Source organism: Cytobacillus spartinae (assembly GCF_042865285.1).
Classification (GTDB): domain Bacteria; phylum Bacillota; class Bacilli; order Bacillales; family Cytobacillaceae; genus Robertmurraya_A; species Robertmurraya_A spartinae.
In genome coordinates this window covers 288,878-310,300 of sequence record NZ_JBIACK010000002.1, presented here as the reverse complement: position 1 = coordinate 310,300, position 21,423 = coordinate 288,878, and the positions used below count along the sequence as shown (strand labels likewise).

Sequence of the window (21,423 nt, the reverse complement as noted above, 5' to 3'; positions counted from 1 at the left end):
TAAACTTTGTTGCTATTAAAATATTTGAGACTTCTTTTGAACGAATTATGATGCTGATAAAAAAAGATACCACGAAGTAACATAAATCCGTTTTAAAGACAATATACGAATAGTTACAATCTATGCGAAAACAGCCTAGATAAAATAAAATACTCTCATAAAGGAAATTTGACCGGCCAATAACCAATAATTCAGTTATTTAGCCGGCCATATTTTCTAACTTATTTAATTTAAATTAAATTACTTAAAACCTTTTTCATCATAGTATTTTTGAGCACCTGGATGAATCTCGATTCCAGTTCCTTTAACAGCTTTCTCAGCGCTAATGATTTTGCCTTTAGCATGAGTTACTTGATCAAGGTTCTCAAAAATTGCTTTTGTAATGTCATATACTACATCTTCAGAAAGATCAGATTTAACAGCTAGCATCGCTGAAACCGCTACTGTTGATACAGCATCAGTTAAACCATATGTTCCAGAAGGAACTTCATCTTGAATGTAGAAAGGATATTTTTCAATTAAAGCATCAATTTTATCTTGTGCAATCGGAACAATTACAACGTCTTCTGTAGCTGATAGACCTTCAACAGCACCAGTAGGAGTACCAGCAGTTACGAATGCAGCGTCGATTGTACCATCTTGGATACCTGCAGTAGATTCATCGAAAGAAAGATCTTGCTTTTCAATATCATCTAAAGTCATGCCATGAACTTCAAGGATTTGCTCAGCATTTGCAGCTGTACCAGATCCAGGAGCACCGATTGAAACCTTCTTACCTTTTAAGTCTTCAACAGAAGTAATTCCAGCCCCTGCCGTTGTAACGATTTGAATCGTTTCAGGATATAAAGTACCAATTGCCTGAACGTTTTCAACTGCATTTCCTTCAAACATTAACTTACCATCTTTCGCGTAAGAAGCGATGTCGGTTTGAGTGAACGCAATTTCAGCATCACCATTTTTTAATGTTGTCATGTTTTCAGCTGAAGCACCAGATGTTTCAGCATTTGTTTCGATACCAGTTTCGTCAGAGATAATCGAAGCAAAAGCGCCACCTAGTGGATAATATGTACCACCAGTACCACCAGTTACAATACTAATGAATTGTGGTTTATCAGCTCCAGCATCTCCGCCGTCTGCTGCTCCACCCTCTTCCTTCTCAGTTCCGCCGCCACAAGCAGCTAAAAACATGGAAAGAGTCATGATTAGAATAGTAGTGAGAAGAAAACTTTTCTTTTTCATTTCTTTTCCCCCTTTAATAAATTTACATAACTTCGAATTCTATTTTATCATATAACTTTGGACAGTTGTCAAATAATTCATATTTTATGCCGACTGTAAAGCTTGAATCTTAAAATAGGTAAAATTCCCCTTGTATAAAACTATGCAGTTTATACAACTTTTATACATGCAACAGAAACCCTGTTCCTATGGTATCCATTTGGTATTTTATAATTTAACAGCTTTACTTAGCTACAACTTCTCCCTCTTTAATTAAAGCTTCTTCTTCCGGAAGAGCTTCCTCTAAATCTCGAAGTCTATGAGCAAGTCGAGATGCTGCAGTAGCGGCAATCGCAGCAACCATATCATCTAAAAAGGTATGTACTCCCTTACCCATCTTAGTGTCTAAATCTTTAATAATACCAATTTTATTTTTGTCTAAATGGCCAAAAGTAGTAACCGCTATGGTTCCATAGCCTAATGCAGCACCGAATGCAATGGTCTCATCCACTCCAAACAGACCCTCATCTGATTCAACGATCGTTTGTAATGGTTCAGATAATTTCTTTTCCTCCGCAAGCCTGTCCAACTCGACCCCAACCAAAATGGCATGCTGAATTTCACGTTTCAATAATACTTTTTCCACGCTATCTAGACATTCTTCCATGGTTAGACCTTCGTTATAAGGAATTTGCATTTCAAACACTATTTTAGCAATTTCCTCTAATGACACTCCCCGTTCAAATAAGGCTTTTTTCGCAGCTTCCGTTACTACTTGACTATGAACATATTTCATAAATCTCGCTCCTCTCGCAAACTATGTTTTTCACCTGAAAATCGAACCTCTAAAAAATTTTTCGGAAAAATCGTTTTTCATTAAAAAATAATATCCATATTATAGCATGTATGCTAGTTCAAAGTATAAGCATCATTCCGAACGGGAATTTCTCATATTCTTATGTTACAATTTTCTTGATTGTAAACCTACATTTTACATACGAACAATTGGAGGAATTAACAATGAATTTTCCGAAGGGTACGATAAAAGATATAACCATCAAGAGCAAAGAGTTAAACGAGGATATGACCATTCTTGTGTATCTCCCTGCTTCTTTTTCACCTCTATATAAGTATTCCTTATTAATTGCCGCTGACGGTCGTGATTATTTCCAACTAGGTCGAATCGGGCGTATTGCAGATGAATTAATCGAAAATAAAGAAATGGAAAACACAATCATTATTGGAGTCCCTTATAAGGATGTTGAAGATCGACGTAGAAAATATCATCCAGAAGGGGAACAAAACGAAGCGTACATTCGCTTTTTAGCTCATGAACTAGTCCCTTTTCTAGATCGAGAATTCCCAACTTATCAAATGGGAATGGGACGAGCACTGATTGGGGACTCCTTAGCCGCAACAGTATCTTTAATGGCTGCTTTAAATTACCCGAACACTTTTGGGAAAGTCCTTCTTCAGTCACCTTATGTAAATGACGAAGTTTTAGAGGCGGTAGAAAAGTTTGATCAGCCTCATCTCCTATCCATTTATCATGTCATTGGAACTGAAGAAACAGAAGTGAAAACAACTGCTAATAAGGTTGAGGACTTTTTAACCCCTAACCGCGAACTTAATACTCTAATCGAAAGCAAAGCATTTCCTTATTTTTATGAAGAATTTGCAGGGAACCACACATGGACATACTGGCAACCAGACTTAAAAAGAGCATTAATGAAAATGTTCTCCTAGTAAAAATATGCAATCCTTTACAAGAGGAATGTTTTCCGCCATTTATGGGTATAAGGACTTTGTAGAAGGGTAAAAAAATCCTGACATTATTTATGAAACAACAGGCATAAATATGTAATATAAATTGAATATTTGATATAATGATGAATAATTAAAGACAAGCGTAATCTACCTATTGAATGGATCAATAAATAAGCGTCATGAAAAATGGAGGTATTGTGATGAAATTTGGAATTGTTATTTTCCCTACAAAAAAGCTACAGGACTTAGCGAATTCTTACCGAAAGCGTTATGACCCTCATTATGCCTTAATTACTCCACATTTGACATTAAAGGGACCTTTTGAAGCACCTGATGAAGATGGAAAAGAAATAGCTAGTAAGCTTCAAGAAGTGGCGAAAAGATTTCCTCCATTTAATATGACAGTTCCTAAGTTTAGCTCTTTTCAACCTGTAAACAATGTCATTTATTTAAAAGTCGAGCCTACACAAGAACTAGAAGATTTGCATGAAGCCCTTCATGCCCTACCTTTTGGAGGACAACCTGAATTCGCTTTTGTTCCTCATATTACAGTTGGCCAACAGCTTTCAAATGACGAGCATTCAGACGTTTACGGCTCATTAAGAATGCACCAAATAAATCACGAGGAAACAGTCGATCGTTTTCACCTTTTATATCAACTAGATAATGGAATGTGGACCGTTTACGAAACATTTCGTCTTGGAAAGGAATAATGGAATTGGAAGTAAAAATTGTAACGAATGAAAAAGAGTTTGCAGATGCATTAGAAGTTCGCAAGGTTGTATTTGTAAATGAACAGCAAGTACCGATGGAAGAAGAAATTGATCAGTTTGAATCTGAATCCACTCACTTTGTACTTTATGATAATGAAGAACCTATTGGAGCCGGTCGCTTTCGCGTCGTCGATGGGTACGGAAAAGTAGAACGAATTTGTGTGATGAAGGATAAGCGTAAAAGTGGATCAGGTAAAGCAATTATGTTAAAAATAGAACAATTTGCAATAGAAAGTGGAGTATCCGCTCTAAAGCTTAATGCTCAAACACATGCGATTCCGTTCTACGAAAACCTTGGATATGAGGTAATCTCTGTAGAGTTTTTAGATGCCGGAATCCCTCATAAAACTATGAAGAAGAATGTTTAATATAAAGAAGCTCAAGGTTATACCTTAAGCTTCTTTTTTGCTATCTAAACTAAACCATGTAAATATTTAGAGTATAATCTTTCACAGACAACTGTGCCTCCCCTGCCTTCACAAGCTTTGTTACATAGGCGGTCACTGCCGTCCGATAAAGCATCCATGAAGGAACATTCGGTAGTGACACTTCATATATTTTACACAGTTCCTTCATTAACTGCTCAAACGAAATTCCGTCTTTGGACATCTTCAGGATCTTTTTTATATTTACTATTACATCCTCATGAACCTTTAAATTCTCAGCAACAGTCCGTTTAAAGTCTTCTTCAAAATGACCGTGACCTGGAACTGCTCCAGAAATATTTAAACTTTGTAATTTTACTAACGATTGGATGGTTTCCTGACAGTCAACAATGTATGGAATCTTATGCTTTTTAAGTGCATCTATTCCGAAATAAGAATCTGCGGCATAAAGAATGTCATCGATTCGGACTCCCATTTGATTATAGCTATGTCCTGGTAAGGAAATTGCTTCAAGCTTAAAAGGACCGATTTCTGAATGTCCTTCTTCTAAAAGATGATCGATTTGGACAGCTTCCCCTTCAAGAAACTTGTTTCGAAATTCGGGTAATGGATTTGCACCATGGAATAGATAGAGGGGCTCTAATATTGGATTTTCTAGTATAGCTGCTTCTAGCTTTGGCGCAAAGATTTTAATACCTTCGTTTTTATGAAGATAAGCGGCTCCTCCGTAGTGATCAGCATGGCCATGCGTTATAATTAGATAATTTAACGGTAGATTTTCATTTTTTAGTTGTTTCACTATTTTTTTCGTTGTACTCGCTTCTAGTCCTGTATCAATAAGCAAACCTTGTCCATCTTTTAAAATATACCCAATATTTACTGCACCTTGAAAATAGTAGCAATCCCCTTTAATCCTTAAAAGCTTCAATATCACCAACCCCTTTTTGGCAAGGTCTGTTTTCGCATAAATTGTTGCTATTCGTATATGCCTCTAACACGGATTCTATGCTGTTTCGTGGCATCTTTTCTCCAAAAATAAAGAAAGCAGCACCATAATCTGTTCAAAAGCTGATTAACGCATTTAAATAGCAACAAAGTTTACGAAAAGAGCCTCTTCAAACGAAAAATGCTAGCCTATTATAAAGCTAGCACTTTTTCCTTTATTATATACATTCGCTAAAATACTTTCCTTTTCCTGTAAGCTCACTGTATGTGTGTTCAATTGTTTTATCATTGATGGTTTTAGCTCGTTGATTTAAAGCCAACTTCCTTTTTATAGGTTTCTCCAAATTAGCTTTGTATTGTGCTTGAGAAGCGAGTTGCTCATTTAAAGCCGGGTTTATTTTATTAATAGGAACAAAATGGAATGGATCGTAATCCTTCTTAATATCTCTTTCAGCATACTGTTGATACTGGTAATGTGTTACAGGAGCAATATAACCCATCTGTCTCACCTACTTTTTCATATTATAGAAGGTATACTTATCTATACCCTATGGCAGGAAAAATGAAACAATTCATAGATTCCCTTTAGTATATGTATATGTTTTGATATGATAGAAGTTGTCATGTTTTTTACACCATTCGAATTAGATTAAGATTTTATAGGGGTACAATCATACTTGAAGGTTTATACATAAGGAGTTAGTCATGAAAACTGCTATACATGATAAGAAATTATTAAATATAAATCAGCTTGATCGTGAGGATTATCAGAGAATATACGATGAAGGAAAAAGGGGAAACCTTTGTTGTCCTGTCTGTCGCGAAAGTGTCCGTTTATACATCGGAATAAGGGAAGAACCTCATTTTAATCATTTGTTAAAGAAAAACCCGCCCTGCCAAGACCAAGTAATTCCCACAACGGAAGAGGCTTCACCTAAAATTGAATACGTTGAACGGAATGGATTTAAGATTCCTAAGTCTAGGTCCATTGTTGCTGAACAGCAAACTAGTGAATTTAATAGACCTAGAAGAGTAAAGATTCCTTCTCCATTTGGCAAAAAAACGATTCATGTATCTACTACTCACTCATCAGGTTACATGGATTTACTTATGAAAAATGGAGTTAAGCTAGATTCCAATCAGCTTTCAGCTGTATCTCATATTGATGGAGCATTGCTAGTAGTTGCTGGAGCAGGTAGTGGAAAAACACGTGTCTTAACAACTCGAACTGCCTATATGCTGAATGAGAGAAATATTGATCCACGCTCGATTATGCTAGTTACTTTTACTGCAAAAGCAGCTGCCGAGATGAAGGCTCGGTTAAGTCAGTACCCTAGTATGAATAAGTCTCATATTACCCAACTACTAGCTGGAACCTTTCATAGTATTTTTTATAGGATCCTCTCCTTCCATGATCGTGAAAAATGGAGCTCTGAAAAACTATTAAAGAAAGATTGGCAGAAAGAGCAAATACTAAAGGATAGTGGAAAACAATTAGACTTAGATGAGAAGGAGTTTGCCTATGATCTAGCTATTCAGCAAATTGGTTTTTGGAAGAACTCCCTTATCTCCCCTCATGAAGTAAAACCAGAATCAGCGTGGGAAGAAAAAGTTGCCATTTTATATAAAAATTATGAAGATGTTAAATCTGAGAGACAGTTGTTCGACTTCGATGATATGCTTCTTGGTTGTTATTATTTATTAAAAGAAAACCCTACTATCCTTGAAATCTATCAGAAGCGTTTTGAATACTTTCTTATCGATGAATTTCAGGATATTAATAAAGTTCAATATGAGCTCATAAAGCTATTATCATCAAAATCTAAAAATATTTGTGCTGTTGGGGATGATGATCAATCTATTTATTCATTTCGAGGAAGCGACCCCAATTACCTGCTTCATTTTGAAAAGGATTTCCCTAATAGTAAACTTGTTATATTAAACGAAAATTATCGTTCAAGCTATGAAATTGTAGAGACAGCCAACCGGGTTATTAAGAAGAATAGAGACCGCCGACCGAAAGAGATGAATGCTCAATTCTCAACTGAACTAGCACCTACTTTGTTCTTTCCTATCGATGAAGAGGAAGAGGCCACGATGATTGTTCAGGATATAAGAGAAAAAATAGAGGAAGGTTTTGAGCCTAAAGATTTCGCTATTCTTTTCAGAACAAACACAGGAAGTCGAGCCGCTTTTGAAAGACTAGCCAATTCAAGTCTGCCATTTAGAATAGACCTCGATATGGAGCCTTTCTATGAAAGGTTTATTGTAAAGGGGATGCTATCCTTTCTCCAATTATCACTTGACGAAGATAATCAACAAGCTATTAAACAGATATTGCCTTCTATGTTTATAAAGCAAAATGTGATGCAGGATTTAAAGGCAACTAGCATTCTAGAGGATTGCTCTTTAATGGAATGCTTAAGCAAAGTTAAGACTGGATTCGCTTTTCAAGAAAGGAAACTAAAAAAAGTGGTACCTGTTATAAGATCGCTCTCGGGTCTCTCTCCTCTAACTGCAATTGAAATCGTCGAAAAAGAATTGGGGTTTGGTGATTTTATTAAGAAGCGTGGGAATGAAGGTAATAAGCTCGATAAGGGATCTGATGATATAAAGGATTTAAAGGTGGCTGCTAAAGCATTTAATACCATTTCGGATTTTCTCGATCATGTTGACCATATGACGGCTATGAATAAAGAAATAAAGAACCTTTCTAAGCATCAGGAAAATGTTATTACATTAAGCACGATCCACAGAGCAAAAGGCTTAGAATATAAGGTGGTGTATATAATAGGTGGTGTCGATGGAAGTATTCCTCATGACTATGCGCTAGATTCCTTTAGAAATGGTGATGAAGCCCCTCTAGAAGAGGAGCGCAGATTGTTATATGTAGCCATTACAAGGGCCATGCAACACCTTTATATTTCAATTCCGGAGAAACGCAGAGGCCGAAAAGTTTACCCATCAAGGCTGCTAGCTCCGATTAGGAAGCTCTAATGTTCATGAACATGTGATGAAATAGAAGTGTTTTACCTATTAAACCGGGCATTAATCACTAGGATTTAATGCCCTAAATATTGCTTTAAAAGAAAAGCTATTCCTTTAACTATTTAGCATCTCTAATTTTCATTGCCTTTTCCGGAAAATCAGTCATGATCGTATCAATATTTAGATCCATTAATTGACTCATTAATGCCTCGTCATTCACCGTAAACACCCTAACTGGGTACCCACTATCTTGTGCTTTTCTGCTCATATCTGCAAATGCAACTGGTACGTATACGTGTAAAGCTGAAGCACCAATTGATTTTGCGTACTTCCACGGTTCTACCAAAAGCTCCATAAAAAGAATAGCCGTTTCAATCTCAGGATCTAGCTGACTAACCTTTTTCACCGTATAGTGATTAAAAGAAGATATTATACTTTTGTCTTTATAAGAATAGGTCTCTAGTTCTTTTAAAACGACCTCTTCTATATTCAAATACTGTACAACATCATTTTTGATTTCTACATTTAATCGGATATCTGTATCCTTTAATAATTCAAGAACTTCTCCCAACGTTGGGATAGTTGCATGACTAAATTCATCCGAGAACCATGATCCAGCGTCTAGCTTCTTAATTTCCTCTAAGGTCATATCCCTAACTTTTCCACTTCCATTTGTCGTTCTGTCTACGGTTTCATCATGAATAACAACAAGTTGCTCATCCTTCGTTAAATGTACATCAAGTTCAATTCCATCAACCCCAAGCCTAATTGCCTCTTCAAATGCTAGAAGAGTATTCTCAGGATGTGTTCCTTTACTCCCTCGGTGGGCATAAATTAATGTATTGGTCATGCTTTACACCTCGATATGTATTTTATAATATTGCTATTTCCTCATTATTTTCGCTTACATTCTGAATTCCATCAACCACACATAGATAACTTTACATGATCTTTGCAATTTTTACAGTAAAAGCACCATCTATTTGTAAGATGGTGCCCACACTATTTCTATTTTACTTTGTTTTATTAGCAATTTCGATTGCACGATCTGTACCAGCAGCAGCTTGGTCTAGTGCTTCTTGAGGATCCATACCTTGGTATAGATTTTCTAAAGCGGTAACCACTTGCTGACGAGACTCAGGGAACACTGAAATTAATGCACCTTGAGTTGCAACTGATTTTTTCGTTGATTGTAATTGATCAACAGTTACTTTAAATTGTGGATATTTTTCCCACTCAGTTTTAACTAACTCTTGGTCATACGCTGCAGGATTGATTGCAAAATAACCAGTTCCAACATGCCATTTTGCTTGACTTTCAGGAGATGCTAAGAATTTCATGAACTCCCATGCAGCGTCTTGTTTCGCATCACCAATACCTTTTGATAACCATAGAGACGCTCCACCGATTGCAACACCATGTCTTTCTGCTTCATCAGCGTAAGGAATGTATGCAACTCCTACTTCATGTGGAGAGTTGTTGATTGCTGCAGCTACACCAGCTGAAGAGTCCATGTACATTGCTACTTGACCAGATTGGAATGCAGCACGGATATCATCCCAGTTCGTTCCGTAGTTACCAAAAGTACCTGCCTTGTTCATATCGTCTAAGAATTTAAATACTCTTAATCCTTCTTCACCATTGAAAACAGCTTTCGTTGCATCTGCAGCACGGCCATTCTCTTCATTAACATATAAACCGCCTTGAGTAGCTACTAATTGTTCAAAGAACCAACCGTAAGTTAGCATAGAGAAACCATATTGCTTGCCAGAAATCGTTAATTTTTCAGCTGCTTCCTTTACTTCACTAAAAGTTGCAGGAGCTTTTTCTGGATCTAGTCCAGCAGCTTTAAATGCATCTTTATTGTAAATCATTACTGGAGTTGACGAGTTAAATGGCATAGAGTAAAGCTGACCATCAATTGTATAATAGTTTAAGATATTTTCTTCTAATTGAGAAACATCATAGTTGTCTTTATCAATTAGCTTTTGAACAGGCTCGATGAAACCGCTATCAATCATGTACTTAGTTCCAACTTCAAATACCTGTGTAATCGCTGGTGCATTGTCAGTTCCACCAACACTACGTAATTTGGTTAATAATTCTTCATAAGTACCTTGGAATTCAGCTTTTACAACAACATCTTCTTGGGAGTTGTTAAAGTCTGCTACGATTCCGTCTAACGCTTCTTGACCAGCACCAGACATAGCATGCCAGAAAGTAATTTCTACTGGTCCAGTAGTTTCAGTTTCACCTGCATCTTTTTCTGGCTCATCTTCATTCTTAGAAGTACTTTCATTGTTTGAACATGCAGTCATAATTACCATACTAAAAATTAATGTGAATAAAAACAAAGGTTTAAAGAATTTCTTCATTCAGCAAAACACTCCTTTTGGTTATTTGATTGCCCCTTGAGTAAGGCCCTTCTGCAATTGCTTTTGACCTAGGAAAAGTAGAATTAATGTAGGAATTATTACAACAATAACCCCTGCCATAACCACCCCCCATTCGGTTGCCATTTCTTGAGACTGCAATTGCTTTAATCCAATTTGAACCGTTCTAACTTGATCATTCGTAGTTACTAAAAGCGGCCATAAATACATATTCCATGTAGTTAAAAAGCCATATGCTCCTAAAGTTACAAGACTCGTTTTGGAGACTGGTAGAATAACTCTCCAGAAAAATGCAAAACGACTAAGACCTGCAACTTGAGATGCCTCATGTAATTCTTTTGGTATTGTCTTAAAATGTTGACGAAGTAAGAATGTACCAAAAGCAAGTGCAAAGAATGGAACAGTTAAGCCTTGGTATGTGTTCATCCAATCCAGTTTAGTGATTGTAAAGAAGTTTGGTATCATCGTCGCTTCCCAAGGAATCATCATAGTTGATATAAATAGGAAGAAAATAAAATCTCTACCTTTAAAAGGGATAAAAACGAATGCATATGCTGCCATACTACATACCACTAACTGACCTAACATAACACCAAATGAAACTACAAAGCTATTAATCAAATATTTAAACAGGGGTAGACGCTCGAAAACTTTTGCATAGTTTTCAAACGTAATAGCCTTAGGAAAAAATTTCCCTTGTAGGATTTCTCCGCCTGTCATAAAACTAATCATGAATGCGTATAAAACCGGAAAAAACACTAGGAAGGCTGACAGCGCTAACAAAATGTATAGAAGTATTTTTCTTGATAGGCTCATTGATAATGCACCTTCTTTTCTCCTAGCTTAAATTGAAGAATCGTAATAACCAAGATACAGATAAAGAGCACAACTGCTTGAGCACTTGCTGTACCAAACTGGTAATTGATAAATGCTTCACGGTATATAGAGTAAACGATTAAGTTGGTAGCCTGCGAAGGTCCACCCTTTGTTAAAATATCAATTTGCCCAAAGGTTTGAAATGCGTTAATAAGGGTAATCGTAATAATAAAGAACAATGTCGGTGAAAGCATGGGTAAAGTAATTCTTCTTAATTGATACCAGTAACTAGCACCATCTATTTTAGCGCTTTCATATAAATGCTCATCTATATTTTGAAGTCCTCCTAAAAGAATTAGGAAGGTAAATCCTGTGTTGAGCCAAATGGTTGAAATAGAAACAGAGATTAGTGCCCATTCAGGATCTAAAAGCCATTGGACTTGTGGAAGATTTAATACACTTAATAAACGATTAAACATCCCCACACTTGGGTGAAATAAGAATAGCCAAACTACTGAGGAAGCTGCAACTGAGATCCCCATTGTAGAAGAGAAAATCGTTCTAAAAAAGCCGATTCCCTTTAACTTTTCATTTGCTAGCAACGCTAAGAAAAGAGCAATAATAATTCCGGTAGGTACAGTGTAAAGAACAAACAGTGCTGTTGCCTTTACACTATTTCTAAAACTCGGGTCTTGTAATAAGTAAGTGTAGTTTTCAAAACCTACGAATAATGCCGCAACCCCTTGCTGATCTGTTAAGAAAAAGCTAAGATATATCGTTCTAAACATCGGATAAAAGATAAAAACAGTAAACAATAAAATGGAAGGCAAAAGATACAACAGTGCTGTTCTTGCATTTAGTGATCGCTTCCAGATACTTAACTGAGGTCTCGAATAGACTACACTATTATTTACTTCTGCTTTCATATGAGCACCTCTTTATCAAACACATGGTTCTCAATATCAGATGGTGTCTTGATCGTTTGTTCCGTCTGACTATCAAATAAACAAATAGATTCATAGTTAATGACAACAGGAATGACATCTCCTACTTGAATACTCCATTGTCCGTTCCATTTTGCTAGCCACTCATTTTCCCCTAGTTTAAAAGAGAAGATGGTTTCCGTACCAAGAACCTCTACATTTATTACCTCAACATGCGTCTTAACTTCATCCTTCTTATCCTTAGAAGGTGTTTTTAAATGCTCTGGACGAATACCTACAATCACTTCATTGTTTTTAAGTAGATGTGACTCCTCAACTGGTACTTTAATACGACCAGTTTCACTTAAAATAATTTCCGAAGTCCCCTTGTCTACTTTTGCCTTCGCAATATTCATCGGCGGTGAACCGATAAAGGTTGCAACAAATGGGTTAGCTGGATTATTGTAGATATCTATTGGTTTTCCAATTTGCTGTATTTTTCCGTCATGGAGAATCATAATGCGATCTCCCATGGTCATAGCTTCAACTTGGTCATGTGTTACATAGATCATCGTAATACCCAGTCGTCTTTGAATTTGTCTAATTTCAGATCTCATATGTGCTCTCAGTTTCGCATCAAGATTAGAAAGTGGTTCATCCATCAGACAGATTGGTGCTTGATTGACAATTGCTCTCGCGAGTGCGACACGCTGTCTTTGACCACCTGATAATTCTCTAGGCTTTCTTTTGAGATAGTCGGACAACCCTAACATTTTTGCTACATCTTCACAGCGTTTTTTTCTTTCTACTTTATTTATTTTTTTCACATGAAGGCCAAATACAATATTTTCTTCTACAGTTAAGTGTGGATATAATGCATAATTCTGAAACACCATTGAAATGTCACGTTTACTTGGTGGAAGCATAGTAGCATCACTCTCACCAATTTTTAACGTTCCACCCGTAATATCCTCTAAGCCAGCAATCATTCTAAGCATCGTACTTTTTCCGCAACCAGAAGGCCCAACTAGAACGAAGAACTCACCTGGTTCAATCGTTACGTTAATATTGGAAATTACGTCATTTTTCTTATCATAGGATTTAGAGATATTGATTAGTTCAACTTTCTTCACTTACACCCTTCCCTTCCTGTTGTAAAAAGCTACATAAAAAATTTTTCTATAAATCTTCCTGAGGAGACTGCACATTTATATTATCTATTTTCACTTGCTTCACACCCTCTAAGGCACTTAGCCTTTGCGAAATTAGTAATATATTCTTCCTGGTAGATAACTTAATGTCGATATCAAAAGATAAAAATCCCTCATCAAGAAAATAATACTCATCCGACATCGTTATGCCTTTGATTACAGCGCTTTCATTTTTTAGTAATTTGTTCACTTTTCCGAGCACCTTAGCTTCTTCCGAAACAACTAAACTAATGGTCACATATTTTTTAGGGATTAAAAACTTAAATTCAAGACTTCTTAGTAGAAAAACATTAATTAATACAATCCCTGTTGTAATTAAAGCTGGTAAATAAAAACCGCTTCCAACACTTAGACCTATCGCTGCAACTACCCATAAAGTAGCAGCTGTGGTAATTCCCGTAACTAAGTTGTTAGAGTGTCTCAGAATAGCTCCCGCACCTAAGAAACCAATTCCACTAATAACACCGTGAGCAAGTCTTGCAGGGTCAAATCTTGCGTTAATATGATTAATCGTTTCATTAAATCCGTAGATTGAGAGAATCATAATCAATGCCGAACCCACTGATACTAAAAGGTGAGTTTTAAATCCGGCTTGTTTATTTCGTAAATCACGTTCCCATCCTATTAATCCTCCCAGTAAGGCAGCTAAAAATAATCGTTCTAAGATGGTTAGTGTCGATATAGTTATCGTTATTTTTCTCTCCCCTCTGTTAAAAATAAAAGCGCCCACAAAAATGCCTAGTTTTGCTAAGCAATTTGTGTGCGCTCCAAATCTCCATCACAAAATATATTAACTTAAATATATTTTACAAAATTATGACAATATTGTCAATTTAATTTATAATTTACTTATAAATCTAAATTAGTAATTTATAAGTATTTTACCCAATTATATTATAAAATGTTAATAGTAACCATAGATATCTCTATACCAAATTCATTAAAAGTGAGGCCTCTATGTTAAAAATTAGTCTTAAACTACTTTCCGTTTTAACTCTCATTTTTTTGACCAGTTGTTCTGTTACGCCAACAACAACAACAACAACAACAACAACTACTACTACTACTACTACTACACAAGAAAAAATGAATGATCAATTTATCATTATTGCCCATAGGGGTGCATCAGCTTATTCTCCTGAACACACCATTGACTCTTATCAAATGGCGTTGGAATTAGGTGCAGACTATATTGAGATCGATTTACAAATGACAAAAGACGGGGAACTTGTGGCATTACATGATCATACAGTTGATAGAACCACGAATGGAAAGGGCCATGTACGATCCTATACTCTTAAGGAGCTTAAAAACCTTGATGCTGGATCCTGGTTTAATGAGGAATTTCCTTCACAAGCTAATCCTTCCTTTGAGTCTCTAAAAATACCGACACTTGAAGAAATTTTTCAATACTTCGGAGATGACGTCCTATATTATATAGAAACAAAAAAACCTTCTATTTATCCTGGCATGGAGGAAAAACTTGTTGAACTCCTTAGAAAATACAACCTAATTGGAGAACAAATTCATGACTCTAAAGTTATATTGCAGTCATTTAGTCCAGAAAGCTTAAATCATATTCATAAAATGGAGCCAACCATTCCTTTAATACAGCTACTTTCCTACAAGCAACCTGCTATGTTAACGAAAAATGAATTAACAAAGTTGAAGGAATATGCTGTAGGAGTTGGACCTAATTTCGATATGATTTCCGAGGAGTACATTAAAACTGCAAGAGCTGCTGGCTTACTTGTTCATCCATATACCGTTAACCAAACTAACGACATGGAGAAATTAATAGACTGGGGTGCCACCGGAGCGTTTACAAATTACTCAGACACGCTTTATAACATCCTTAAACAAACAAAATAAAGAAGCTTACGTTATGATGTAAGCTTCTTTATTTTGTGTATTTTCGCTGGCAAATATTCTTTTGATTCCATCCCACTGCGTATGTGTAAATTTACTTTTTGTTAATCATTTTGGAGATCGTATTAAAATCCAATTGTTTTCCTTCGTTGACAATGGATTTTACAATTTTATCTTCCATTTCTTTAGAAACTGGTTTATTTGCAATTTGAGAAACTCTTCTAATTACGTTTCTAACAGTTTTTTCGTCTTTAAAATTTGCACTTTGTAAAGAGTTTGCTAAATCAAAAATATCCTTCATATTTACGCCAGTTTTCTTTTCAACATTCTTGAAAAAATGATTATCCATGAGTAAAAACCACGCCTCCTTTTTGAACCTACTTTTATCTTATGATAGAAGGTCAAAAAGGTGATTTAATAGGATGTCCAATTTTCATTCATGTAGTTTTTAGTTTTAAGGGAAGTTAGGCTCCACTTTTACATGGAGCCTAAAAAAATTTAAAAAGTACAGAACAAAAACCTAAGTTGTAATTTTTGTTGTATTCCCAGAAAATAAAGCCTTGGCATTCGTACCAAACATTTTTTCAATTTGTTCGTCAGAAACGCCTCTCTCACTTAGAATTGGCAGAATATTATCAAATAAATGACCTGGATGCCAATTCTCCATCATTTTCATAATAGGTTCTGGCATAACCGGCGGACGCCCAAGCCAAATATTTACTGAATCATGAGCCAGTAAAATCTGATCTTCATATCCAGCGTCAAGTAGCTCTAACAGTGTTTCAATTCTCTCTTGGTCAGGTGGTGCTCCCACCATTCCTTGAATCCCCCAACGATCCAGGCCAATTTTCACACCTTGATCCATGACCGCTTTATGATACTCAGGATCCGTGTTTCCATCCATATGACCGATAATGATTTTACTTGGATCAGCACCAAATTCAATTAACAACTTGGCTTGCTCAGGCCCCATTGTTCCTTCTTGCGTATGAGTTAGAATAACAATGCCCGTTTCCTGTTGAACTTTAGCTGCAGCACGGAAGAACATTTGTTCATAATCTGTAATTTGATTTTTACTTGAAGCAAGCTTGATAACTCCTGGCTTAATACCTGTATTCGCAATACCTTCCGTAATTTCCTTCTTAAACATTTCATAGATTTCCTGCTCGGCCGTTCCAAGTGCTTGCCTTAACTTAAAGTATGGAGGTGCTCCCTCTCCTTCATAGTAATAGCCAGTAGCACAAATAATTTGAAGTCCAGTTGCTTCCGATAGCTTTTTTAAGAATACAGGATTACGTCCACACTCATTTGGTGTTGGATCCACTACTGTTTTCACTCCGTGACTCATCATTTGTCTAGCGATACCAATCGCATATTCTAGAGCTTCTTCCTCAACAAATGGACCTAATGTTACATCTCCTTGATAACCCGGGTATCCAAAAATAAAGTGTTCGTGAACCAATGTTTTTCCTAATTGTTCAACCGGAATTGGACCTGTTACTGTTTCTACTGTTTTGCTCATGAATTCTCCCCCACTTTCATTTTATTCCACTCATCTTCTTGAAGCTTACGCCATAAAATTTTTCCACTTGCTGTTGTTGGGAACTGGTCCTTAAATTCTACAAATCTAGGATATTTATAAGCTGCCATTTGACCTTTTGCCCATTCAATCAATTCATCTTCAGTCACTTTTCCAACTGAATCTGCGTGTAAAATGACAAACGCTTTTACCGTTTCTCCTCTTTTCTCATCAGGAACACCGACAACGCATGCTTGCTGAACAGCAGGATGTTTATAAAGTAGGGATTCCACTTCGGTTGGCCATACTTTAAATCCTGAAGCATTAATCATTCTTTTTACACGGTCAACAATAAAGAAATATCCCTCTTCATCTATTCGACCTATGTCTCCTGTACGGAAAAATTTCTTTCCATCCATCTCAAAAAAGGACTGTACTGTTTCTTCTGGACGGTTGTAGTAGCCTTGGAACACCTGCGGGCCATTTACAACGATTTCACCAATCTCACCTATCCCAAGTTCTTTTAATGTAGTTGGGTCAACAATTCTAGCGTCTGTATCAAAAGAAGGAATTCCTAGACACTGTAACTTAGGACGCTCAGGTGGATTAAAGTGTGTATGAGAGATTGTTTCTGACAAACCGTAGCCCTCTACAAACTTAATGCCAGTCAGTTGGTTTAATTTCTCCCCAACAGCTTCTGGCAATGGAGCCCCTCCGCCAGAAATGCTTAGTAAAGAAGAGATATCATAGTCTTTTAATTTAGGATTTGCTAAAAAGTCTATCACCATGGTGCTGATGTTAACCCAATGTGTACATTTATACTCTTCAATATATTTAGCTGCAAAGTCTCGATTCCATCTCGTTAAAATAACTAGTGCAGCACCGCCAAAAAGTGGTGCATGCATACTATGAAGCATCCCAGTCACATGAAAAAATGGAAGAGTTGCTAAATGAACAGAGTCAGATGTAGTAGCAGACCAATGGTACGCACTTACAACATTTGCTTGAACGGTACGATTCGTATGAATACATCCTTTGGGCATTCCAGTTGTTCCCGATGTATATGGCAACACAGCCATATCATCAGGCTCACCTGAATATGTGGATGGATTCAGATTAGCATCGATTGCTTCTTTCCATAAGTAATGGTTCTCTTGATTAAAAATATGTCTAGGTGCAGTTACTTCAGCTGGTAGTGTAGGGTTGGTTTCGTCTGTTGGAATGTAATCTGAGTAGGCAGCGATGATAAGATTTTGTAATGAAGTATGATTCTGATGTGGAGCTATGTTTTTATAGAGTTCTTGACCAACAATGGCCGTCTTCACATCACAGTCTTTAATATAAAACTCTAACTCATTTTGGGTGTTCATAGGATTAATAGGGACGACAACGGCTCTTGCTCGTAAAATAGCATAAAACGCTACCATATACTGTGGTGAGTTTTGCATAAATAATGCAATTCGATCACCTTGCTTAACATTTAATTTATTCTCCAAATATCCAGCAAGAGCATCTACTTCTTGCAATAGCTCTTTGTAAGTGAAAGATGCACCATAATAATGTATGGCAGGCTTGTTTGGGTACCTTTTCGCAGAAACAAGTAGATTATCATATAAAGTCGTTTCGGGTACTGTCAAAGATTTTGTAATTCTAGGCCAAAAAGCTAGATGTTTTGTATTCAATTAAGTCCCTCCCTTAGTAATGAAAGCGCATACATAATCATTTTATTGAGAAGCGGACGATTGTATGACGCCCGCTTCATTTAAAACTTTTACCCTCTATTAGGCACTAAGACTAGCTTCCCTGTCGTTTTTCTAGATTGCATTAGGTCGTGTACCTTTGCCGCTTCATCAAGAGAGAACACTTCTCCAATCTTTAATTGAAGTCTACCATCACCAAGATAAGTAAATAACTCTTGTAAGCTTGCTTGAAGAAGCTGTGGCTTTCTCATGATTTGCGGTAAAAAGAAACCAATTACAGACTGATTTCTTCCCATTAATAAAGATGGATGGAAACTAGCTTGTTCTCCACTTGCTACACCATAGATCACTAGTCTACCAAATGTAGCTAGGCATTTTAGTGTTTTATTAAATACATCACCGCCGGCCATTTCAAGTGCAACATCTACCCCTTTACCACCTGTGGCTTCTAGTACTTCTTTCTCCCAGCCATCCTTTGTGTAATTAATAAGCACATCGGCTCCTAGCTCTTTAGCAAGTGATAGCTTTTCATCAGAGCTTGCAGTTGCAATTACTTTTCCTGCTCCGAAAATTTTTGCTAGTTGAACAGCAATCGTTCCTACACCACCTGCTGCAGCATGGACTAGAACCGTTTCACCTTCTTCTAATCTACCCATTGTTTTTAAAATATGATAAGCACTTAAACCTTGAAGAGGAAGAGCCACTGCTGTCTCGTAGCTTAGTTGCTCAACTAATGGAATCACTGAACGTGCGTCCGCTAATGCATAATCTGCATAACCCCCAGATCCAATTAGCGTTACCACTCTAGAGCCCGGTTTAATATTAGTTACTTTATCACCTACTTCAACTACTACTCCAGCTACTTCAGCACCTGGTACAAATGGCAGTGGAGTTGGCACAACATACTGCCCCTCACGTCTAGCCGTGTCCGCGTAGTTTACACCAATTGCATGTACTTCAATTAATACTTCATTTTCTTTCGGAGTTGGTTTATCAACGTCTACGACTTTTAATACATCTGGTCCACCATATTCAGTAAATTGAACTGCTTTCATAGTCTCCTCCTATTTTCATCCGTTTTTGGCATCTTAAGGCTGTATATGCATTTCAAAAAACACATATTAAATACTATATACCCCTTCTAGATGATTATTTTATTTTCCTTTAAAAACCGGTCTTCTTTTTTCTTTAAAAGCTGCTACACCCTCTAAATGGTCTTCCGTTTGAACCATTAAAGTTTGTGTTACTCGTTCCTGTTCAAGGATTTCTTCTAAAGTTGCTGTAAAAGAATGGTCAACAATCTTTTTAATCTTTCCGTATGCTTTGCTAGGCCCGTGTGCTAGCTTAGTAGCAAACTTTGTAACTTCCTCTTGTAAGTTTTCAAGTGGAGCGAGGTGATTGATAACACCTAACTGATATAGTCTTTCTGCAGAAATTGGTTCTGCACTAAAGAAAAATTGTTTTGCAAGGTGAGGACCTATTAATCTTGGAAGAAAATAAGAGCCACCACCATCTGAAATTAATCCAACCTGTGAGAAGCTTAATGCAAATTTGCTGTCCTCTGCCGCAATAATTAAATCACAAGCTAAGGCAAGATTAAAACCAGCTCCAGCTGCAAACCCATGAACAGCAGCAATTATGGGCTTTTCGGTTTCTTTCATCGTTAAGATACATTCATTAAGTCTACCAATATGATCGTAAACATCTGTTGGCTTTGCTTGCCCCATTGTTTTAACGTCGCCACCAGCACTGAATGATCGTCCCGCTCCAGCTAAAACAATTGCACGTACCTCATCATTCGTTTGAGCTTCACGAAGTGTGTTAGTTAAAGATAAAATCATATCAGGACTAAAAGCATTCAAGCTATCCGGTCTGTTTAATGTTAATGTCATAACAGGACCTTTTACATCCACTAATAAATGTTGTTCACTCATTTTATAAACTCCCCTTTCTAATTTTAACAGGCTTCATTTCTCTCTATATCCCCTTTGTAAACATTGGAAATGCTAGATTAAAGAAGAACGCGCTGAAACATATTTTTTCAACGAGTTCCATTTGTTGATTGCCTCTACCATTCTATGATTCTTGCTACTGAAGACAGAACATAGATTTATTTTTATGAGGGCGGTTGAAGCCCTACTTAATTAACCAGCCACCATCAACAAGGACATCTGACCCTGTCATATACGATGCTTCACTAGAAGCTAGGAATGAGATGACATTTGCAATTTCGTCAGCTTTACCTACTCTTTCTAATGCAGTATTTCTCTCGATTGCTTTTACAAATTGATCGTTTTGTAGACCTGCTTCTGTAAGAGGTGTTTCAACAAATCCTGGTGAAACTGAATTGACATTAATTCCGTATGGAGCGAACTCTAGTGCAAGAGACCTTGTCAAGTTGATAACAGCTGCCTTTGCTGCACTGTAATGAGGAATGAGGGCACCTGCTTGATGACCAGATAATGACGCAACATTTACGATTGAGCGGAATTCCTTTTGATTTTCTTCCTTAGCCTTATCTACCATAATTTTTCCAAGCCATTTTGTAACAAGGAACACACTCTTTAAATTCACTGATTGAACATAATCCCAATCTTTTGCTGATGTTTCTAAAATTCTCCCATGTTTAGAACCACCTGCATTATTGATTAAAACATGTAAATCACCGAACTGCTCCTGGACGTATTGAGCAAGCTCTTGAACATCCTCTTCATCCGTAACGTCCGCTGGAAAAATTTCAGCCATTGGAATTTTCTTCGTTTCGTTAATTTCTTGTGCTGTTTCCTCTAGCTTTGATTTTGTTCTTCCAACTAAAATGACTTTCGCGCCTTCATTGGCAAGTCGAATGGCAGACGCTTTTCCGATTCCGCTACCAGCACCAGTAATCAGTGCAACTGATTGAGAAAAACGCATTT

The 21,423-nt window shown here is 36.8% G+C and carries 21 protein-coding genes; 5 read left to right on the top strand and 16 right to left on the bottom strand.

Annotation, left to right across the window (positions count from 1 at the left end):
• Positions 1 to 240: 240 nt before the first annotated feature.
• Positions 241 to 1,239 carry a TAXI family TRAP transporter solute-binding subunit gene (locus ACFYKX_RS07485; RefSeq protein WP_389359628.1) on the bottom strand — a complete coding sequence of 333 codons (999 nt, stop codon included), beginning with the start codon at positions 1,237 to 1,239 and terminating at the stop codon, positions 241 to 243.
• 223 nt (positions 1,240 to 1,462) lie between these two features.
• Positions 1,463 to 2,014, bottom strand: a complete 552-nt coding sequence (locus ACFYKX_RS07480) for a phosphatidylglycerophosphatase A family protein (protein WP_389359626.1) — start codon at positions 2,012 to 2,014, stop codon at positions 1,463 to 1,465.
• Between the two features lie 224 nt (positions 2,015 to 2,238).
• Here ACFYKX_RS07480 and ACFYKX_RS07475 point away from each other — a divergent pair, with 224 nt between their 5' ends.
• The 3 genes from ACFYKX_RS07475 (at position 2,239) to ACFYKX_RS07465 (ending at position 4,126) form a co-directional block, all read left to right on the top strand.
• Positions 2,239 to 2,964 (top strand): alpha/beta hydrolase, encoded by a 726-nt coding sequence (locus tag ACFYKX_RS07475; protein ID WP_389359624.1) that lies wholly within the window; start codon positions 2,239 to 2,241, stop codon positions 2,962 to 2,964.
• A 221-nt stretch (positions 2,965 to 3,185) separates the two neighbouring features.
• Positions 3,186 to 3,698 carry a YjcG family protein gene (locus ACFYKX_RS07470; protein ID WP_389359622.1) on the top strand — a complete coding sequence of 171 codons (513 nt, stop codon included), beginning with the start codon at positions 3,186 to 3,188 and terminating at the stop codon, positions 3,696 to 3,698.
• Positions 3,699 to 3,703: 5 nt separating this feature from the next.
• Positions 3,704 to 4,126 carry a GNAT family N-acetyltransferase gene (locus ACFYKX_RS07465; RefSeq protein WP_389359620.1) on the top strand — a complete coding sequence of 141 codons (423 nt, stop codon included), beginning with the start codon at positions 3,704 to 3,706 and terminating at the stop codon, positions 4,124 to 4,126.
• A gap of 49 nt (positions 4,127 to 4,175) precedes the next feature.
• Here the strand turns inward: ACFYKX_RS07465 and ACFYKX_RS07460 are convergent, their stop codons facing one another.
• Together ACFYKX_RS07460 and ACFYKX_RS07455 are read right to left on the bottom strand one after the other, a co-directional pair.
• Positions 4,176 to 5,072 (bottom strand): MBL fold metallo-hydrolase, encoded by an 897-nt coding sequence (locus ACFYKX_RS07460; protein WP_389359618.1) that lies wholly within the window; start codon positions 5,070 to 5,072, stop codon positions 4,176 to 4,178.
• Positions 5,073 to 5,307: 235 nt separating this feature from the next.
• Positions 5,308 to 5,589, bottom strand: coding sequence for a hypothetical protein (locus tag ACFYKX_RS07455; protein ID WP_389359616.1), 282 nt, complete (start codon positions 5,587 to 5,589; stop codon positions 5,308 to 5,310).
• 205 nt (positions 5,590 to 5,794) lie between these two features.
• Between ACFYKX_RS07455 and ACFYKX_RS07450 the strand changes: the two genes are divergently transcribed.
• Positions 5,795 to 8,086 (top strand): UvrD-helicase domain-containing protein, encoded by a 2,292-nt coding sequence (locus tag ACFYKX_RS07450; RefSeq protein WP_389359614.1) that lies wholly within the window; start codon positions 5,795 to 5,797, stop codon positions 8,084 to 8,086.
• A 109-nt stretch (positions 8,087 to 8,195) separates the two neighbouring features.
• On the opposite strand, the gene ACFYKX_RS07445 is transcribed toward ACFYKX_RS07450, so the two are convergent.
• The 6 genes from ACFYKX_RS07445 to ACFYKX_RS07420 all read right to left on the bottom strand — a co-directional run bounded on the left by ACFYKX_RS07445 (position 8,196) and on the right by ACFYKX_RS07420 (position 14,150).
• Positions 8,196 to 8,927 (bottom strand): glycerophosphodiester phosphodiesterase, encoded by a 732-nt coding sequence (locus ACFYKX_RS07445; protein WP_389359612.1) that lies wholly within the window; start codon positions 8,925 to 8,927, stop codon positions 8,196 to 8,198.
• 163 nt (positions 8,928 to 9,090) lie between these two features.
• Positions 9,091 to 10,452: an ABC transporter substrate-binding protein gene (locus tag ACFYKX_RS07440; protein ID WP_389359610.1), complete on the bottom strand. Its 1,362-nt coding sequence runs from the start codon at positions 10,450 to 10,452 to the stop codon at positions 9,091 to 9,093.
• 21 nt (positions 10,453 to 10,473) lie between these two features.
• On the bottom strand, positions 10,474 to 11,286 hold the full coding sequence (locus ACFYKX_RS07435) for a carbohydrate ABC transporter permease (RefSeq protein WP_389359608.1): 813 nt from the start codon (positions 11,284 to 11,286) through the stop codon (positions 10,474 to 10,476).
• Entirely contained in the window at positions 11,283 to 12,212 is a 930-nt protein-coding gene (locus ACFYKX_RS07430) for a carbohydrate ABC transporter permease (protein WP_389359606.1), read from the bottom strand. Before ACFYKX_RS07430 ends, ACFYKX_RS07435 begins: the two co-directional genes overlap by 4 nt.
• Entirely contained in the window at positions 12,209 to 13,342 is a 1,134-nt protein-coding gene (locus ACFYKX_RS07425) for an ABC transporter ATP-binding protein (protein WP_389359604.1), read from the bottom strand. The genes ACFYKX_RS07430 and ACFYKX_RS07425 overlap by 4 nt, the downstream gene beginning before the upstream one ends.
• A 46-nt stretch (positions 13,343 to 13,388) precedes the next feature.
• On the bottom strand, positions 13,389 to 14,150 hold the full coding sequence (locus tag ACFYKX_RS07420; RefSeq protein ID WP_389359602.1) for an MgtC/SapB family protein: 762 nt from the start codon (positions 14,148 to 14,150) through the stop codon (positions 13,389 to 13,391).
• Positions 14,151 to 14,377: 227 nt separating this feature from the next.
• On the opposite strand from ACFYKX_RS07420, the gene ACFYKX_RS07415 reads away from it, so the two are divergent.
• Positions 14,378 to 15,292 carry a glycerophosphodiester phosphodiesterase gene (locus ACFYKX_RS07415; protein ID WP_389359600.1) on the top strand — a complete coding sequence of 305 codons (915 nt, stop codon included), beginning with the start codon at positions 14,378 to 14,380 and terminating at the stop codon, positions 15,290 to 15,292.
• 91 nt (positions 15,293 to 15,383) lie between these two features.
• Here the strand turns inward: ACFYKX_RS07415 and ACFYKX_RS07410 are convergent, their stop codons facing one another.
• The 6 genes from ACFYKX_RS07410 to ACFYKX_RS07385 all read right to left on the bottom strand — a co-directional run bounded on the left by ACFYKX_RS07410 (position 15,384) and on the right by ACFYKX_RS07385 (position 21,421).
• Positions 15,384 to 15,638, bottom strand: coding sequence for a stage VI sporulation protein F (locus ACFYKX_RS07410; protein ID WP_389359598.1), 255 nt, complete (start codon positions 15,636 to 15,638; stop codon positions 15,384 to 15,386).
• A 171-nt stretch (positions 15,639 to 15,809) separates the two neighbouring features.
• On the bottom strand, positions 15,810 to 16,811 hold the full coding sequence (locus tag ACFYKX_RS07405) for a phosphotriesterase family protein (protein ID WP_389359596.1): 1,002 nt from the start codon (positions 16,809 to 16,811) through the stop codon (positions 15,810 to 15,812).
• On the bottom strand, positions 16,808 to 18,490 hold the full coding sequence (locus ACFYKX_RS07400) for a long-chain fatty acid--CoA ligase (RefSeq protein ID WP_389359594.1): 1,683 nt from the start codon (positions 18,488 to 18,490) through the stop codon (positions 16,808 to 16,810). Before ACFYKX_RS07400 ends, ACFYKX_RS07405 begins: the two co-directional genes overlap by 4 nt.
• Before the next feature lie 89 nt (positions 18,491 to 18,579).
• Entirely contained in the window at positions 18,580 to 19,563 is a 984-nt protein-coding gene (locus ACFYKX_RS07395; RefSeq protein ID WP_389359592.1) for a quinone oxidoreductase family protein, read from the bottom strand.
• 99 nt (positions 19,564 to 19,662) lie between these two features.
• Positions 19,663 to 20,442: an enoyl-CoA hydratase/isomerase family protein gene (locus tag ACFYKX_RS07390; RefSeq protein ID WP_389359590.1), complete on the bottom strand. Its 780-nt coding sequence runs from the start codon at positions 20,440 to 20,442 to the stop codon at positions 19,663 to 19,665.
• Between the two features lie 202 nt (positions 20,443 to 20,644).
• The gene (locus ACFYKX_RS07385; protein ID WP_389359588.1) at positions 20,645 to 21,421 is read right to left on the bottom strand and encodes an SDR family NAD(P)-dependent oxidoreductase; all 777 of its coding nucleotides are present in this window, start codon (positions 21,419 to 21,421) and stop codon (positions 20,645 to 20,647) included.
• Between the last annotated feature and the right edge of the window lie 2 nt (positions 21,422 to 21,423).